At 31.8% G+C, this 17,537-nt stretch carries 16 protein-coding genes and 1 pseudogene; 6 read left to right on the top strand and 11 right to left on the bottom strand.

Features of this window, described 5'->3' with window-relative positions; genetic code table 11:
• Positions 1-31 precede the first annotated feature (31 nt).
• From KA883_RS11790 to KA883_RS11775, 4 genes are all read right to left on the bottom strand, one after another.
• Complete coding sequence (locus KA883_RS11790; RefSeq protein WP_046208519.1) at positions 32-1,360, bottom strand: Na+/H+ antiporter NhaC family protein; 1,329 nt, start codon at positions 1,358-1,360, stop codon at positions 32-34.
• Positions 1,361-1,536: 176 nt separating this feature from the next.
• Entirely contained in the window at positions 1,537-2,340 is an 804-nt protein-coding gene (locus tag KA883_RS11785; protein ID WP_046208520.1) for a DUF4097 family beta strand repeat-containing protein, read from the bottom strand.
• Positions 2,337-2,897: an HAAS signaling domain-containing protein gene (locus tag KA883_RS11780; protein ID WP_046208521.1), complete on the bottom strand. Its 561-nt coding sequence runs from the start codon at positions 2,895-2,897 to the stop codon at positions 2,337-2,339. The genes KA883_RS11785 and KA883_RS11780 overlap by 4 nt, the downstream gene beginning before the upstream one ends.
• Positions 2,890-3,213, bottom strand: a complete 324-nt coding sequence (locus KA883_RS11775; RefSeq protein WP_046208522.1) for a PadR family transcriptional regulator — start codon at positions 3,211-3,213, stop codon at positions 2,890-2,892. The genes KA883_RS11780 and KA883_RS11775 overlap by 8 nt, the downstream gene beginning before the upstream one ends.
• Before the next feature lie 351 nt (positions 3,214-3,564).
• On the opposite strand from KA883_RS11775, the gene gltS reads away from it, so the two are divergent.
• Together gltS and KA883_RS13645 are read left to right on the top strand one after the other, a co-directional pair.
• Positions 3,565-4,770, top strand: coding sequence for a sodium/glutamate symporter (gene gltS, locus KA883_RS11770; RefSeq protein WP_046208523.1), 1,206 nt, complete (start codon positions 3,565-3,567; stop codon positions 4,768-4,770).
• A 238-nt stretch (positions 4,771-5,008) separates the two neighbouring features.
• Positions 5,009-5,197: pseudogene (locus KA883_RS13645) on the top strand (IS5/IS1182 family transposase); the annotation flags it as partial.
• A gap of 234 nt (positions 5,198-5,431) precedes the next feature.
• On the opposite strand, the gene fni reads toward KA883_RS13645, so the two are convergent.
• Positions 5,432-6,478 carry a type 2 isopentenyl-diphosphate Delta-isomerase gene (gene fni, locus KA883_RS11765; RefSeq protein ID WP_046208524.1) on the bottom strand — a complete coding sequence of 349 codons (1,047 nt, stop codon included), beginning with the start codon at positions 6,476-6,478 and terminating at the stop codon, positions 5,432-5,434.
• A gap of 71 nt (positions 6,479-6,549) precedes the next feature.
• Complete coding sequence (gene corA, locus KA883_RS11760) at positions 6,550-7,497, bottom strand: magnesium/cobalt transporter CorA (protein ID WP_046208525.1); 948 nt, start codon at positions 7,495-7,497, stop codon at positions 6,550-6,552.
• A 141-nt stretch (positions 7,498-7,638) separates the two neighbouring features.
• Between corA and KA883_RS11755 the strand changes: the two genes are divergently transcribed.
• Both KA883_RS11755 and KA883_RS11750 read left to right on the top strand, forming a co-directional pair.
• Complete coding sequence (locus tag KA883_RS11755; RefSeq protein WP_210139994.1) at positions 7,639-8,106, top strand: thioesterase family protein; 468 nt, start codon at positions 7,639-7,641, stop codon at positions 8,104-8,106.
• 12 nt (positions 8,107-8,118) lie between these two features.
• Positions 8,119-8,526: a hypothetical protein gene (locus tag KA883_RS11750; protein ID WP_046208527.1), complete on the top strand. Its 408-nt coding sequence runs from the start codon at positions 8,119-8,121 to the stop codon at positions 8,524-8,526.
• A gap of 137 nt (positions 8,527-8,663) precedes the next feature.
• On the opposite strand, the gene KA883_RS11745 is transcribed toward KA883_RS11750, so the two are convergent.
• Positions 8,664-9,569 carry an alpha/beta hydrolase fold domain-containing protein gene (locus KA883_RS11745; RefSeq protein ID WP_046208528.1) on the bottom strand — a complete coding sequence of 302 codons (906 nt, stop codon included), beginning with the start codon at positions 9,567-9,569 and terminating at the stop codon, positions 8,664-8,666.
• A gap of 275 nt (positions 9,570-9,844) precedes the next feature.
• On the opposite strand from KA883_RS11745, the gene KA883_RS11740 reads away from it, so the two are divergent.
• Positions 9,845-10,480: a hypothetical protein gene (locus KA883_RS11740; protein ID WP_046208529.1), complete on the top strand. Its 636-nt coding sequence runs from the start codon at positions 9,845-9,847 to the stop codon at positions 10,478-10,480.
• Positions 10,481-10,846: 366 nt separating this feature from the next.
• Here KA883_RS11740 and KA883_RS11735 read toward each other — a convergent pair whose 3' ends face one another.
• Both KA883_RS11735 and KA883_RS11730 read right to left on the bottom strand, forming a co-directional pair.
• The gene (locus KA883_RS11735; RefSeq protein ID WP_046208530.1) at positions 10,847-12,721 is read right to left on the bottom strand and encodes a DHA2 family efflux MFS transporter permease subunit; all 1,875 of its coding nucleotides are present in this window, start codon (positions 12,719-12,721) and stop codon (positions 10,847-10,849) included.
• Between the two features lie 12 nt (positions 12,722-12,733).
• The gene (locus KA883_RS11730; RefSeq protein WP_046208531.1) at positions 12,734-13,381 is read right to left on the bottom strand and encodes an HlyD family secretion protein; all 648 of its coding nucleotides are present in this window, start codon (positions 13,379-13,381) and stop codon (positions 12,734-12,736) included.
• A gap of 126 nt (positions 13,382-13,507) precedes the next feature.
• On the opposite strand from KA883_RS11730, the gene KA883_RS11725 reads away from it, so the two are divergent.
• Positions 13,508-14,056, top strand: a complete 549-nt coding sequence (locus KA883_RS11725; protein WP_046208532.1) for a TetR/AcrR family transcriptional regulator — start codon at positions 13,508-13,510, stop codon at positions 14,054-14,056.
• A gap of 361 nt (positions 14,057-14,417) precedes the next feature.
• Here the strand turns inward: KA883_RS11725 and KA883_RS11720 are convergent, their stop codons facing one another.
• Together KA883_RS11720 and KA883_RS11715 are read right to left on the bottom strand one after the other, a co-directional pair.
• Positions 14,418-15,620 (bottom strand): putative multidrug effflux MFS transporter TcaB, encoded by a 1,203-nt coding sequence (locus KA883_RS11720; protein ID WP_046208533.1) that lies wholly within the window; start codon positions 15,618-15,620, stop codon positions 14,418-14,420.
• Between the two features lie 268 nt (positions 15,621-15,888).
• Entirely contained in the window at positions 15,889-17,274 is a 1,386-nt protein-coding gene (locus KA883_RS11715; protein WP_046208534.1) for a membrane-associated protein TcaA, read from the bottom strand.
• Positions 17,275-17,537: the final 263 nt, after the last annotated feature.

Genomic DNA, 17,537 nt, shown 5'->3' with positions numbered 1-17,537 from the left:
TTTCTACGCATTACCACAAACAAACTAAAAATTATTTAGAAAGTTTTTTATCTTTATCAAGTAAACCGAATTGTATCGTAATAACAGTACAAACAACAAATATCACAGGATAAAATGTGTATTTTAAAACTTCTATATAAGAAACATCACCATACTGTTCAACCATTAACATACCACTATCATGTGGCAGCACCATTAAGGCACAACAAGCAAATATATCTAATAAGCTTGCCATACGTTTAGGAGGTACCTTATATTCATCACCAATTTCTTTAGCGATAGGCGCAGAAATTAAAATAGCTAACGTGTTATGTGATAAAGCAGCAGAAAGCACACCAGACATTAAACTAATCACATATTCCGCACTTTTACGGCCTTTTGCTTTCTCTTTCATTGTCTTAATGATCCAATCAATACCACCATAATATCGGATTAAAGCCACCAGTCCTGATACTAAAAACGCCACAAGAAAGATAAGGAACATACTTTCCATACCTTCACCTATAGCTTTCGTAAACTGAAATATTCCCAAATTACCTTGAGCCAGACCAATGATACCTGCCATTATAATGCCAATGATTAGCACTAAAATCACATCTAGACCTGCGATTGCTGCTACAAGTACAAATAGATACGGCAGTATATTGATAAAGTTAAAACTTAAGTCACCTTCTACTTTACCCGTTCCACCCACAACTGCATATATCATTGCAGTAATAAGTGCAGCAGGTAGTGCAATCAACACATTCATCTTAAATTTATCTTTCATTTTAGCACCGACACCATTTGTTGCTGCAATTGTCGTATCTGAAATAATGGATAAATTATCACCAAAATATGCACCAGCAATCACAGCGGCACCAGCTGCTGCAACATTTAAATCCGCAGCTTGCGCTACAGCAACACCTACAGGAATAAATGCAGCTTGTGCCCCCGTAGAAGTACCTAAGGTTAGTGCAGCAAAACCGCTCATAATAAATATCCCAGGTATAAGCAGACTTGGTGGGATTACAGTAAGTCCCATATTCACCATTGCTGTTTTACCGCCCATTTCCGATGTCACCGTAGAAAAAGCGCCTGCTAATAAGAGAATTAGACCTAGATTAACAATACCGGAGTTACCTGCATGCTCTGTAAATATTTCAACTTTTTTAGTGAACTTTGTTTTTCTATCATAGCATGTCCAAGCAATAATGATGCCAATAAAAATAGCAACATGTCTTGGTAATTGATCAAAAGCATCTTCCTTACCCATTATGGTAAAAGTAATACCTACACCAATGTATAACCCTAAAAATATGACTAATGGCAGAAGTGCTAAAAAACCATATTGCTTATCACTTCTATTAAATTCCTGCATAACACTCCTCCTGATAAACCTAGTAATTTTATATGGCATATAGTATATCAAAAAATGAGTAAACACAGAAATTTAAAATCTCACCACGTCTCATGCTAAAAATAAAATGTGAGCATGGGCCAAAATCCAATTGACTTATGCTCACACACTGTTACTTAATAATTAATCTTACAGATTTAGTTGATTTCAGCATCACCTGTATCTGTTTTAATATGAATGAGATTTGATCCATTTCCTACTTGTTTGTTTTTAAACAAGTGATTGTTAATATCCAGCTCTCCTACGTCACTATCAAATTCTATCCGTGTATTGTTAGGCTGTTTGTCCGTGTAATCCATTGTTATATCGCCCACATCCGTTTTCACTTTAACCGGTTTATCAATTGGCATATCTTTGATATCAATTGAGCCAGTATCACCTTTGAACTCACCCGAATTAAATTGAGTTTTTGTCACATGCATATCCGCAACATCAACCTCAGCAATTAAACGGTCAAATTTTGCATGACTAATATTCAATTTCCCTACATCCGCATATAATTTAGCATAATCCGCTTTTATTTGATCAACCATAATCGAACCGGATTCAGTATTAACATTTAAATGACTTAATGATTTTGGTAAAGTAATCGTGACATCATTATGCTTAAAATCCATAAATGTGATATCAACATTGCTGTCTAATGGTTTATCTTTCACATATAACGTTCCGTTTTTCACCGTAGTATCCATGTTTATTTTATCGTTGGTGCCTCGTGATTCAACTTTAAGTTGATCTCCTCTTTTTAATTTTATATTACTGTTGCTCAAATCTACATTGAGTTTTTTCACCTCAGCATTATTATCATATACTTTATGATAGTTCTCAGTGACTTCTTTCGATTTTTTACTTTCTACTTGAAACTGATTTACCACACCAATGCCACAAACAATCGTTATAATTAATCCAATTATGAAGAGGATAATTAGTGTTTTCTTCATGAAACCCCACTCCTTTTCACCACGTTTATGTTCCATTTGAGATACTTCACACAAATTAAATAAAATGCTTTAGTAATTAAATACGTAATCACAAATAACATTAATCCCATACCGAACAATGCACCTATCGCATAAACATCAAAAAGTAATATATTTTCAAACCCATTTAAAAACCCTTTCACTAATAACAATATTGGGCTTAAAACAAATGAAATTGTAGTGACAATCAATGAAACAACGATACTCAACACGAAAATAAACGGTACTAAAATCACAAAGAAATTTAATATACTTAAACCCATCACTGCAAAAATGGCATTTCCTACGTCACCAAATTTTTTACTATCAGCAGCTTTTTCTACAGCAGCTGTCGCATTCATTTCTTTAGCTAAAGTTCTAGGATCTCCTAACTCCTCTGAAATTTGTGCTTCTGATTTACCTTCTTTTAGTCCACTATAAAAATGTGTTTCATATTCATTTAAAATATCTTGTCGTTCTGCATCAGAATCATGTTTTAAATGTTTATGCAATTGTTTTAAAAATTCATTTTTAGTCATTCCATTCACTCTCCTTTATAAATATTTCTACAATACTTGAAAATGATCGCCATTCATGTAATAAATCAGCTAACCTGTCATTACCTTGGTCAGTCACTTTATAATACTTCCTTGCTGGTCCTTCTGAAGAAGGTTGGTAGTATGTCGTGAGTTCTCCATTTTTCACTAATCTTCGTAATAATGGATATACTGTTCCTTCTGCAATACTCATATGCCTCGAAATATTTTGAACGAGCGAGTAACCATACTGGTCATCTCTTTTGATTATTAGCAACACAATAAGTTCAAGTGCGCCTTTTTTAAATTGACTATTCATATGTTACCTCCTATGGGAAACCAGTACTATACATTACACAGTAGCTGTCAAACAGAATATAACACACACTACTGTACATTGCAAGGTACTGTGCTATAAATATCCCTGATTAATTCCCCTTTAATTTTTGCGTATCAGACAATAGTATTATTGTCTGAAGATTACAAATAAAACAATCACTATTTATTCTATTTAGTATTTAATTCCAAACTAGATTTATGCGATTTAAATATGTATAATAGATAGCATGGAGTTTTGTAAGCACTTTCTTCATTGTCATTTTGCACACGACTCCATCCATATAACAAGACACACAGGAGAGTTTCATTTGAAATATAAGGGGGATTGAAAATGCTAGAGCTAGATGCAATTACTACTTTAGCAATCGCAAGTTTGTTATACCTGTTAGGTATATTTATTGTTAATCATGTTTCAATATTAAGAAAGCTTTGTATCCCAGCACCTGTTATCGGAGGCTTAATCTTCTCGATTTTAGTTGCAATTTTACAATCTACGAACATTATAACAATCAAACTAGATTCTGAATTCATACAAAACTTCTTTATGCTTGCGTTCTTTACAACAATTGGATTAGGCGCTTCTTTAAAGTTACTGCGTTTGGGCGGAAAAGTACTCATTTTATACTTTATATTCTGCGGTTTTCTTGCAGTCTTCCAAAACCTAATTAGTGTTTCATTAGCAAAAGTATTAAACATTCCACCATTATTAGGCTTAACAGCTGGTTCTATGTCTATGGAAGGTGGCCATGGTAATGCAGCTGCTTATGGGCAAACTATTCGAGACATGGGGTTTGATTCTGCATTGACCGCAGCTTTAGCAGCAGCAACACTAGGCCTTGTAGCTGGTGGTTTAGTCGGTGGCCCTGTAGTAAAATTTTTAATAACTAAGTATAATTTAAAATCAGAACATGCAGAAGAAACAACAACAGACTATGGTAACGTGAAATCTAATGAATACTTACATAATCGCATGAACCCTACTACCATCTTTTTCTTACAATTTACGATTGTAACTATTTGTATGGCAATTGGTTCATATTTAGGAAATACATTCTCTGAATTAACTGGTATCAATATTCCTATATATGTTGGTGCAATGTTTGTAGCAGTTATCATTCGCAATATTTCTGAATATAATAATTTAAATCTTATTGATATGAAATTCGTTGATAAAATTAGTGACATATCACTAAGCCTTTTCTTATCAATCGCTTTGATGAGTATACAACTTACAGAAATATATCAATTAGCTTTACCTTTAATTATTATTGTTTTAATACAAGTAGTATTTATCGTGTTATTCTCAATATTTATCGTATTCCGCGGTTTAGGAAAAGATTACGATGCAGCTGTAATGATCGGTGGGTTTATTGGTCATGGCCTAGGTGCAACTCCAAACGCTATGGCAAACTTAGATGTTATTACCAAAAAATTCGGTGCTTCACCAAAATCATATCTGGTCGTACCGATTGTAGGTGCATTTTTGATTGATTTACTTGGCGTCCCAATCGTTACTACATTTATCAATCTATTCTAATGCTGAATTTTGATTTTTAACATAGGAAAGATTCTGAGACATAGATCTTAGAAAATAGCACTCTGATGATTCAATTCATCGGAGTGCTTCTTAATTTGTTTCTATACTTCATATTGTTGGCTCGCTTTCTTAGGCGCAGCTTCAGCTTGTCCTGTTCCCTCAAGCGACTCGCCAAAATACAACGTATTCATATGTCATCTCACATTAAAATACTCAAAAACAAGGTCTTATATCAACCAAAATGATGTTAAAAATTATTCTACATGCATACAGCCAATCTGAATGCTTTGGTCTTGTAACTGAAAAACTGCTTAATGATTGTATCTGAATGTTGTAGCTCTCACAAAATCAAACACCTTCTTATAAAACAATGAATCGTTTTAGAGTAAATCTTAAATTAGATGTCCTATTAGAATCTTTATTTCTTGGTATTAATGGTATTTAATATGAGAAAAGTAGTAACTCAATGAGCCAATTATAATTAAAACAATATAGACAAAGGCAATTTCTATATTGTTCAATAGAAATTGCCTTTGTCACTTATCCAAGAACTTTATGTCCAAGATTCTTTTAATTTATCTTTAATCATCAATGATTTAATATACGAAAGTTAACACAGTAGTTCATGACTAGATTTACTAAAATAAATTTCAATAAAATCTTAATTATAAATATCGATATTACGCTGCTCTATCCAAGATTGTAATCTAGGGCCAAAAATCAATTTAGCGCGTTTTAAATCATTTATCGTAGGCGCATTTAACATCGTCATAATTTTTCTCATATGTTCAGTAAATTGCTCAGTATAGTTTAATGTTTCTGTAATACCATAATTTTCAACTTGATTTAAAAATGGGCGCGACATACCCACCGCACTTGCCCCAAGCGCTAAACATTTCACAGCATCTAAAGGAGACCGTACGCCACCACTAGCAAGTATATTCATATCTTTTTGATAAGCAGTGCTTTCTAATAATGATTCCACAGTTGTTTGTCCCCACATACTTAAATAGTCCATGTCCTTGTAGGCACGTCTTTCATTTTCAATATCTACAAAGTTCGTACCACCACGTCCGCTCACGTCTACATATCTTATGCCAATTTCATTTAAGTTTTTGATTGTTTCTTTACTCATACCAAAACCTACTTCTTTGACAATCACTGGAACATCTATCCGTTTCACAATTTGTGCAAGATTGTCCATCCATGTAGAAAAAGTTCTATTACCTTCAGGCATGACTAATTCTTGAGGTGCATTGACATGTACTTGTAATGCTTGAGCATCAAGTAATTGAACTGATTGAACAGCTTTATCAACAGGCACATCGGCGCCGACGTTACTAAATATGATACCTTCAGGATTGGCCTCACGCACGATTGTAAATGATGATGCCATATTGCTATTACGTAACGCCGCATGTGTAGAACCTACTGCCATTGCCATACCACTTTCACGTGCCACGATTGCCAATTTTTCATTAATTTGTTTCGTCCATTCGCTGCCACCAGTCATCGCATTAATATAAAGTGGTTGACTGAGCGTGAAATCTTTTAACGAATGTTCAAGATTAACATCACTCACATCTATACTCGGAATAGAATCATGTACAAATCGAATTTCATCAAAATCTGAGATTGAAGCATCTGTTTGTGCCATTGCAATCTCAACGTGTTCATTTTTTCTTTGTTCTCTTTTTAAATCACTCATTATTTACTCCTACCTCAAAAATTTTAATTTTGTCAGTTTTCAAACTGCGTCATTAATTTCATACCATGAGACTAAAACCATTTTTCTTTTTTAAAATAAATCACACAACCTATACTAATACAAAACATTAGTGCTAAGACAAAATAATAACCATATCGCCATTTTAATTCTGGCATGTTTATAAAATTCATACCATAAATACCTGTAATTAATGTCAATGGTAAAAATACAACTGACACTAAGGTGAGGACTTGCATAATTCGATTCATTTTATATGAAGCATACGATGTCAAATTATCTTTTATTTCGTTTGTCATTTCTTGGCATATTTTCAAAATATTTTGTTGTTTAATCATATGATCGTCAATATGTTGAAGATAAAGCTGGCTCTTATCATCTAAAAATAATTGATGACTTTCTTTTAATTGATTGACTAATTCTGTCATGGGATAAATGATGCGCTTTAATTTAATTAATTCCGATCGTATCTTAAATACATTGTCCATCTCAAATTTCATAGAACTCTTTGTATTTTCACTATCTTCAAATTCATATACCTTATCTTCGATAGCATAAACGAAATCAAAGTAACCATCTACTAAACAATCCAGCACCAAGATAAATATATGAGTTGGGAGAATGTTATTTGTCATTTGTGTTTTAATAGTGGTTTCAATCTTCTTTAAAATATCAAAAGGTTGATGATGGTATGTAATAAGTAAACGATCTTTTATAAAAATATTTAATGCTTTTGCATTGAAATCTTCAGTTTTCACATCATGTACTACAATGTACTGATATGTGTCATAAGCTTTGTATTTAGCTCTCGGTGTCCCGTTTACTGTATCATCAATTTCAAGTTTATTAAAGTTAAAACGTGTTTTTAAAAATGTATTTTCTGCCTCAGTGGGTTGATTAAAATCACACCATATAAACTGTGCTGTTTTCGGAATATCTTCTAAACAATTAGCGCTTGTAAGTTTATTTTCAGACGATAAGTATCTCATTGTGATAGCCATAGGTCACCCCTATAATCATTTTCTTTATTTTATCATGAAATGCTATTTGTGTATGTTATATACAATTTTTAGTAAACTTAGGTTAGTAAAATTAATATATATGCTTAATCTAACAATTAAAGTATTAAAGGAGATGTAACGATGAGCAATCCTTTCACATTTTCCAACAATGTGACACCCGATATGATTGACCATAATGGACATGTACATGATGCAAACTATAATATGGTTTTCAGTGAGGCAGTTAATCAATTTAATTATACACATGGCTTATCTTTAGCTGAACGTGACAAGTTAAATTACACATTATTCACTGTTGAAGAACAAACAGCTTATTTATCAGAATTAACAGAAGGTGATACATTTACCATTACAATATACATCTATGATTATAATGAAAAAAGCTTGCATTTCTTTTCCATCATGACAAACCAAGATGGTAGCAATATAGCAACAAATGAAGCAATGATGTTAGGAATTGATCGCACAATTAATAAAACAGCGCCCTTCCCTAAATCATTTGCTGACCAAGTTAGCAATTATTATGATAATCAACAATTAATCGAATGGCCTAAACAATTAGGTCATAAAATCGGTATCTCAAGATAAGGAGTGCTTAAGATGTCACAAAGTATAATCGACGCAATCAAAGTGCAGCTTTATGATTTAAACGATGATATGAAAGCTGGGCTTAGCGAACTTAACCAAAACAAACAGCTAGTTATTAATGGTCCTGATCATCAATTGATTAAGCGCGGATTTGATATCAGTTATTACCAAGGTCAGAAACAAGCGATAGATACGATTCATTCATTAGTCGAACAAATTGATGTAGAAGAAGATTTAGTTCAACGCTACAGAACTTTTGTTCAAGAAGAAAAACAACTGTATGAAAATAATCTCTCAGAATTTAAAAATATGGATGAGCCAAAGCAAGATTTCAATGAATTTATAGCACTCTACTATAAATTAAAAGGGACACAGACTATTTTAACTGTCATTGATACAATAATGAACGAACACTACTAATTCAATGAACTATTTGGGGCATATAAAAACAGACGCAAGGCAATATCAACACATTTATGTTTGATGTCTACCTCGCCTCTGTTTTTAATTTTTTATAGGCTTATCATGCTTCTAAAATTCAGTTATATGCTAACGCATTAGCGTTTATCATGAATTGTATTGACGATTTCTTTTACAACTTTATGAGATTCTCTAATAGGTAATAATGCGAATGCATTCACCATTTTTTTAAAGGTATACAGTTGTACTGGTTGACGCATATCTTCTAACATATAAGTTAACCTTTTCATATCTGGTAAATAAATCTCTCTTCCACCACCAAATATATATATAGGCGGTAAACCAAATAATTCTCCATAAATTGGTGATAATCTACTATCATTCAATGGAAGATTATTGGACCATACTTTCATAATTTTTTGTAAACCTTCTATATTTATGATGACATCTTTATCGATTAAGTCATCTGTAATATTTTCATTATTCAATTGAGCATCTAACATAGGTGAAAACAAGTACAATTTAGCTGGCAAAGGTTGATTGTTAGATTTTAATTGTTGCACAAAACTCATCGCTAATGCACCGCCAGTACCATCACCCATCACAATAATATCTTCATTACTGCATTCTGTTAATAATTGTTGATACACTTTATGAATCGCAGCATATGTATCCTCAACATGATATTTAGGTGCTTTTGGATAAATAGGCAATACAACTTCGTATAAAGTACTTAATGCAAGTTTATCCATAAATCTCCAATGAAAAGCTGAAGGCTGTAAAATATTATACCCACCATGAATATAAAGTATTTTCTTTTGTTGGCTGTGTCTAAAACGAAATCTGAACAACTGCATATCATCCATCATTTGTTTTTCTAAATCTGATTTTACATTTAATGTTTCAGGCTGTTTGTGCTTTTTTTCATTCATCGTTAATCTTTTTTGTAAAAATTTTTCAAAGCTTTGTTGGTTATCAAATATAATTGAACGATGTGGTAATAAGTATTTATTAACAAATTTTGTTGTTAGTCTTGATTTCATACATAATCATCCCTATCTTTTTGTAACAAATTTTAGAATTATAGAATTTTTGTTTCAATTCAGTATTTAAAATAAATTATATGATAAAATAAAAATAATGACATAAACGAGAAGTTATAATAGATATTGAAATTTTAAAAATATGACAATTCATACTAAAAATTAAAATATTCAACTACATTGGTTAAAATGTAACAGTTATCACATATTATAACAAAATAAAAGTCATAAAATAACTAGATCCCCCCCATCTAATGTTATGAAAGGAGTAAGTTATGACCGCAAACAATCACCAATTTAAAGATTTTGAACACACTTTAACGAATGAAACAATGCAACGAGGCTCTCGCTATGGAAAAAAGAAAAAATCTTGGGTCAGCCTTATTATACAAGTAATCGTCTTAATTCTAGTTGCAATTTCTGGTTACAGTATGTTTAAAGAGCCCATATTCAATTTAGTTTTCGTAGATAAATCGGTTAATTTTAAAGAATTAACGAATTTTCAAGAAACCATCAATAACTTAACACATTTAAATATAAATATAGAAAGCATTGATAACTTACAAACAAGTATTGATCGCTTAATACTTGTATTTTATATATTTTTTATCGCCTGTATATTAAGTTTAATCTTAACTATTTTCACATTATTTTTTAATAAAACGATTTTGAAAATAGTTAATATGTTTATCATAGCGATCATGCTTGCAATTACTTTTGGTTTTTCTGCATTAATTAAAAATATTGCTACAAGAATTGCCGATTCAATGAATCAATATTATATAACTGTTGATTCAAACCAAATATTAACAGAAGCAAATGCAATCCATAACGCTTTTATTTTATTAAGTTGTAGTATTGCTTTACTTTTAATTAGTTTATTCTTTAGAAATCGGAAACCAAGAATTTAACTTCGTTCAAATTTTATCAAAAAGCTGCTACATATAGTATATTAAGCCCGAAAATGTATGCCAAAGTTCATTTTCGGGTTTCTTTTATACCTATAGATCGATGCACCAATCGATTAATACATTTGATAAAATTAAAGTCAAAACCTAAAAGGTCTCAACTTAATTATCAAATTTATTTAGACCACGTGGCTTTTTACTTTTAATGTATTTAATACTAGTAATTATCTGAGTCACAAAAGTATTCATTATAAGAAAATAGTAACGCAGACTTTATTAAAGATTAAAAAAGCGACAATTTCTATACAACTGTTATAGAAATTGCCGCTTTTTCGTTAGTCAGAAATGTTATATCACTGATTCTTTTTCTTATTCTTCATTTGAAATGTAATGTGACTTGCCTTTTAAGAACAAGCTCAAAATAAATGCCAACGCACTTAACAAAGTAGCGATTAAGAAAGCACTATTTACGCCGTTAATTGAAGCTAGCTTTTGCACAAATTCTAAAACTTGAGAAGTTGCCATTTGTTCTCCACCCATTGCTTGAGCCATTTCTTGTAAACGGTCTTTAATAAATGGATTTGTTTTATCTAAATCCTGTGTATATGATGCAATATGTTGAGTTGTTTGTGTAGACATGACTGTAACTAGTAATGCCGTACCAATTGAACCAGCCAATTGTCTCAATGTATTAGTTAATGCATTGCCGTGTGCGATGAGTCTTTGTGGTAATGCGTTCATACCAGCAGTCATTATTGGCATCATGATAAAACTCATACCAAATGAACGAATGATATAAATAACCATTAAATGACCATACGTTGTATTCATATTTAATTTTGTTAATTCCCACGTAGCATAAGTCATAATGGCTGTCCCTACTAAAGCTAGTGGTTTAATACCTATCGTATCTAATAATTTTCCTGCTATTGGGCCCATTATACCCATTATTAGAGCACCTGGTAATAATAATAAACCTGATTGTACTGGTGTAAAACCTCTTAAGTTTTGTAAGTAAAGTGGTAATAAAATCATACCACCAAATAAACTCATGGTTACAATCATGTTAATAACTGTTGTTAATGTAAAACCTGAGTATTTTAAAACTTCCATACTTAGCATTGGCACACGCATTGTAAGCTCTCTAATTACAAAAGCAATAATAAAGATCACACCAATAATAAGCGACACTACAACTATTGGAGAACTCCACGTGTTATTTCCCGCTTCACTGAAGCCGTATAATAACGCACCAAATCCAATTGTACTAAATATGATGCCGGGGATATCTGCTTTAGGGTTTGTAGTAACTTGATATACTCTAAACCATATATAAGCGATAGCCAATGAAATAAGCCCTATAATGAACATGCCATAGAACATCACGTTCCAATGATAATTTTCTACAATATAACCTGATAATGTTGGTCCTATTGCAGGTGCTAAAATCATTGCTATACCGAGTGTCCCCATTGCTGCGCCACGTTTTTCAGGTGGGAATATAGTCATAAATACATTTGTACCGAGTGGCATTAAGACACCAGCACCAATAGCTTGCAGTACTCGGCCAACCATCATTATTGTAAATGAACCTGATATACCACAGACTAACGAGCCAATCGTGAATAATGTCATCGCTATTAAGAATAATTTACGATACGAATATTTATTAAATAAATAGGCACTGATTGGTATTAGAATACCATTCACAAGCATAAAGCCTGTCATAAGCCATTGACCTGTATTAGCAGAAATATTAAAATCTGTATTTATTTTAGGTAATGCAACATTTAATAACGTTTGGTTTAATATAGCTATAAACATACCGAAAATCATCGCTATTAAAACTTTACCTTGAGAAGTGCCTTTTCCAAACATAAATGAACTATGTTTAGCTTTTAGCTTTTCATTTACCTGTGCTTCTTCAGAATTCGGATTGATTTGTTCATGATCCGAATCATGTTGTGTCGATGATTCAGTAGCGTCACTATCAGAGTGCGTTGCCTTTTCTGGCTTTTCGTCTATTGATTCATCTTTGTTTTGTTCTTGATTTTCTGTTGTTGTTTTGTCGTCTTTAACTTTAAATTTAGATTGATAACTTTCGTTAGAAGCAATGCTTTCATGCTTAGATTGTTCCATTTTTCTGGCAGATTTTTGCTTATTTCTTTTCATGATAAAGAAATTTAGTCCGCCGACAAGAATGAGCGCTATGACTACGTAAACAATAATGAAGGTCATTGTCATTTTAAGACCCCCTTAATTTTTATGAATTTTTACTTCAGCGTTCATTCCTGGAACAACATTTTTAGATGGTTTTGAATCTAGTGAAATTTTCACTGGTACCACTTGTGATACTTTTGTATAGTTGCCATCACTGTTTGATGAAGGCATCATTGAAAAGCTTGAAGCAGTTGCTTTGCCTACTTCTTCTACTTTACCTTTTAATTCAGCGTCTTCACCATCTAATTTAACATTTACATCTTTACCTTCCTCAACGTCTGCAATATCTTTTTCATCCACGTTAGCAGTTATATAAGAATCATCTAAATTATAAGCATAAGCGATTGGTGTGCCAGCTTGAGCCATTGAACCTTCCATGCCATCAACTTTTACAATTGTGCCATCTTTAGGCATTTTAATACTCATATCTTGAGATTGACCGCCTTCACCTTTAGCAGCAATCTCTGCAACTTTGTCACCTTTGCTTAATTTTTCATTATTTTTGACATCAAGCGATTTGATTTCGCCAGAAGCTGGAGCTGATATTTTAATTTGTTCTCCATCCACTTTAGCATTATCCGTACTTACAAAAGATGTTGCTTGATTATAAAAATGGAATCCTACGACACCAATAATTACAAGTACAACAATGGTAATGACATTGATTAATACCATTTTCTTCATGATACTTTCCTCCTATTTGCATTTAAAATTCACCTTGTATATTATAAAGAGATGAAATTTAAAAGTATACCGACACTTAAATAAAATGTGTTGGGTACGTTATTTATGTTCTATGAAGGAGTTATTATGAAACAAAATGCTAAACGTAAAATCATCCATAATATGATTGCATTACTAGAGCTACATCCGTTTGAAAATATAACTATCAAAATGTTATGTGCATATAGTGATATAAATAGGACAACTTTTTATGATTACTTCGTAGATAAATATGATCTTTTAGCTACAATACAGTCACACCATATTCAGAAATATAAAAAACTATTAGAAAATCTATATAAAAGTTCTGAAGAGATTGCAGATAATTATTCGAAACTATATCAGTTTTTCAAAATCATTTTACGCTATATTAAACGCCATTATGGCTATTTCCATGCTATTTTAGTCACATATCCTAATCGAGACTTGTTTTTTGAATATATGCATGCCACGCGTGATACCTATATTAAAATTTTGGATGACTATACCAGTGTTATAAATAAAAAACAATTTGTAATTTACGCACTAGGTGGCCAAATGGGTCTTGTTTATACTTGGATTAAAGAAGGATGCAATCAACCGGTAAATGATTTAGCTCAAATTTTATTAGCTAATACAATTAAGTTGAATCGTTAAGTCATTTCCTAATAAATGATCTAATTAAAAAGACTACTAAATTTCTACAAAATAATAGAAGTTTAATAGTCTTAGATTATTTCTAATTCAAATATATAGAACAGCTTGATACCTACCATGCAACATCATGTCAATGCTATACTTCACCTTGGTTTAGCAAAATTCTAGCCTTCGCCACTTCGAATCATTCCTGCAAAATAAATTAGCTTGGAATAAAAATCTAATTTGTTTAAAATGACATTATTGCTACATCCATGAATGTAAGCGCATGTTTAAATCAACTTAAAGTACTTGACTTGAAACACATGCACCAGCTACTTACCAAAATACTAAAAAGATTTTATTTCATCCTCTCTTAGGCTCACTTGCTTGTTCTAAATACATAATAACTCATCACTTGCAACACTATGAGTAATATACCTGCAATTAGGATAATTGTGACATAAGGTACATAATTTTCTTCTCCCATTAAACCTACGAGAGGTGAAATCACCCCACCTAATAAGTATTGGATAAGTCCAAGTAAACTTGATGCGCTTCCATTACCCCCAGTACGTTCATCCATTGCTATAGAAAATCCCAGTGTTGCTACACCAGTAACCGGTGCAACAAGAATAATAAAACCAAAGCATAAAATCCATATTGACAAGTGATTTACTAAAGTAAACGTTACACTCAGAATTCCTACTAATTGAATCAATGTCAAAATTCGTAATAACATTTGCCTATTTATAAAATCAACCAACTTACCAGTCAATTGACTTGAAACAATCAGACTTATACCAACAACTGCAAACATAATACTAAATTGCTGTGGAGACATACCATAAATATGTTGAGTAATAAATGGAGAAGCTGAAATATAACTAAACAATATGATAAACGTAACCCCTTGAATCAACATTGGTAATACAAAACGTGGTGCTTCTAATAATTGTAAGAAATTCTTAAAAATACTTCCCATATGAGGGCTATCCCTATGTTCAATTGATAATGATTCTTCCACTTTAAACATTGTTCCAAAAAACATGAGCATGCCAAATATGGTAAGTACGACAAACACCATATGCCAAGTTGAAAATGATAAGATCACACCACCTAAAGCGGGTGCTAATACAGGTGCGACGCCATTGACTAACATGAGTAAAGCTAAAAATTTCGTTAATTGTTTACCACTGTATAAATCGCTTGATATTGCTCTAGAAATAACTGCGCCTGCGCCTCCACAAAAACCTTGCACAAATCTTAAAATGATCATCCACCAAATATTGTTTACAAAAATAATTCCTAAACTTGCTAATGTAAATAACAACATCGCAATCATAAGTGGTTGTTTACGTCCGATGGAATCAGAAATAGGACCAGTAAATAAATTCCCAATAGCTAAGCCAATCATAAATAAAGATAAAGTTAATTGTGCATTTGAAGTTGTCGTATTAAAATCAGTCTGAATTTGAGGTAAACCAGGTAAAAACATATCTATAGATAAAGCACCAATTGCAGTTAATGCACCTAGAATTAAAATAAAAATAAGTGATTGCTTTTGTTGTTGATTGTCTGACATCTTATAACTCCTTCAAATATTACTTAAAATACTCAATTCGACGATAACTACATTTAATTATGTATTTCTTACTGACTTATTACAATATTATGAATAAGCATTATTACCATTATAGCTTTAGCTCAAAAACAAAGAAAGCGTCAATTTCTACTAACTGTTATAGAAATTGACGCTTATACATGAGTCAGAATGAGTTTATTCTCAAATTGCTCTATTTTTCTACTACTACATTTATCAAAGTGATATTGACAAGCATTTCACTACATTACTATTCCGAATATTTCACTACCTTGAGATTACTGGCATCATCATCGCCTTCAAGTTGATAGTTCACTTCGCCATACTGTCCGTCTTCTTTGACGGTTTGAGCAGTAATATAAAATGTTTCACCTTGTCTCACAATTTCAGTGATTTGTGGCTGTGGTAAATAAAAAATAGCATTTTCTTTCACTTGATTTTTTGTAGACTTGTAGTTATTGCTATTCTTTTTCAGATAAGATGAAACTAAATTAAAGTTACTTTGGCTATGCGCGTTATTCATTGCAGCAGTATAATTACCGAAAAAACGAACCACCTTATTTCTGAAACTATTTTCTTCTTTTTCTTTTTTATCAACATAATCTTGAATTTCATCACCATCAAAATTCAATGTTACATATGTTTTATCTTTCAAGTTATCCGTTTTAACAGTCGTTTCAGCTGATTTAAATGTCTTTTTCTTCGCTTCACCTTCGGCAGAAACTGTTAATTCTTGTGTTTTTGGATATGGTCCTATTTCTTTATTATTATTATAGTCATATGTTTTATCATTTACTTTCACTTTAACCGTATCTTTATCAATTTCTGATGCGCCTTTTAAATCTAAGACAATATAAGCTTCATTAAAATCTTCTGAAACGTCAACTGTTTCATGATTACTATTATTAAAATTAAATTTGAGTTCACCACTAAACTGTCCGTTAGCCATTTCCTTTTTAGACTCGATAACGTAATCACCTGGTATGAATTCACCAAGTACCGTCGTCTTATTTTTCTGTGCGTGAACGGTTCTTTGCTTATCATTTGCTTTAAATTTATATGTTGCATCGTACTTAGGCTTTACAATCGCTTCTTTTGTAGGTGCTGTAAAACTCATGTTATCAAATATCAAATAACGTCGCCCATTTTTACTGATACGCAAAACTTTTTCACCATTTTTGGCTGTTACAAAGTCTTCCTCACTCGTCTCATTATTATTTAAAGAAGCTATTTTTTGTTTAATATCTTTTGTATATTGTTTCATGCCAACTTCTTTTTTTATATATTTAATATAAGCTTTAGCCTCATTTTCATCCACACTATTATTTTGTGTGCTTAATAAGGTTGATAATTTTTGAGTATCATTATTATCTACAGCATTAATTAATATTTCCGATTGTGCTTCCGGAGAATTAAAATTTTTCAATAAGATAAATATAATCACCAGTAGAATAATGATAAAAGCTGCAATACCCCAGGGAATAATTTTCCTTGCTTTGTTATTAACAGTTTTTTTGTTTTCTTTTGAAGTTCGAGTCATTTTTTCGTTACTTGTCGACTCTATACGATAGCCACAATGACTACATCTTCGTTGTCCTATCCTTATATTTCCCCCACATTTAGGGCACTTTTGCATTTTATCACCACGCTCAGTCCTTATTTTTTACATTATCCCGTTATTTTAACATAATATATTTATAAACTATATGGCTTTATCAAGCAATTTCCACCAATTTTTTGTAGTTTTTTAATTAAGTGAAATTTATTTTTACGCTACCTTATTTCTATTATATGTATATAAATCAGTAAAAGATATACATCATTAGTCCAATGTCTTCTTATATCTTCTATGATTTTTTCTTTCATCTTATATAGCTTAAGCTTTTAATTATGCACTTC

It is taken from the genome of Staphylococcus sp. GDY8P54P (assembly GCF_017892645.1).
Lineage (GTDB): Bacteria > Bacillota > Bacilli > Staphylococcales > Staphylococcaceae > Staphylococcus > Staphylococcus ureilyticus.
The sequence above is the reverse complement of the archived record's forward strand: the minus strand, read 5'-3'. Positions and strand labels throughout refer to the sequence as shown.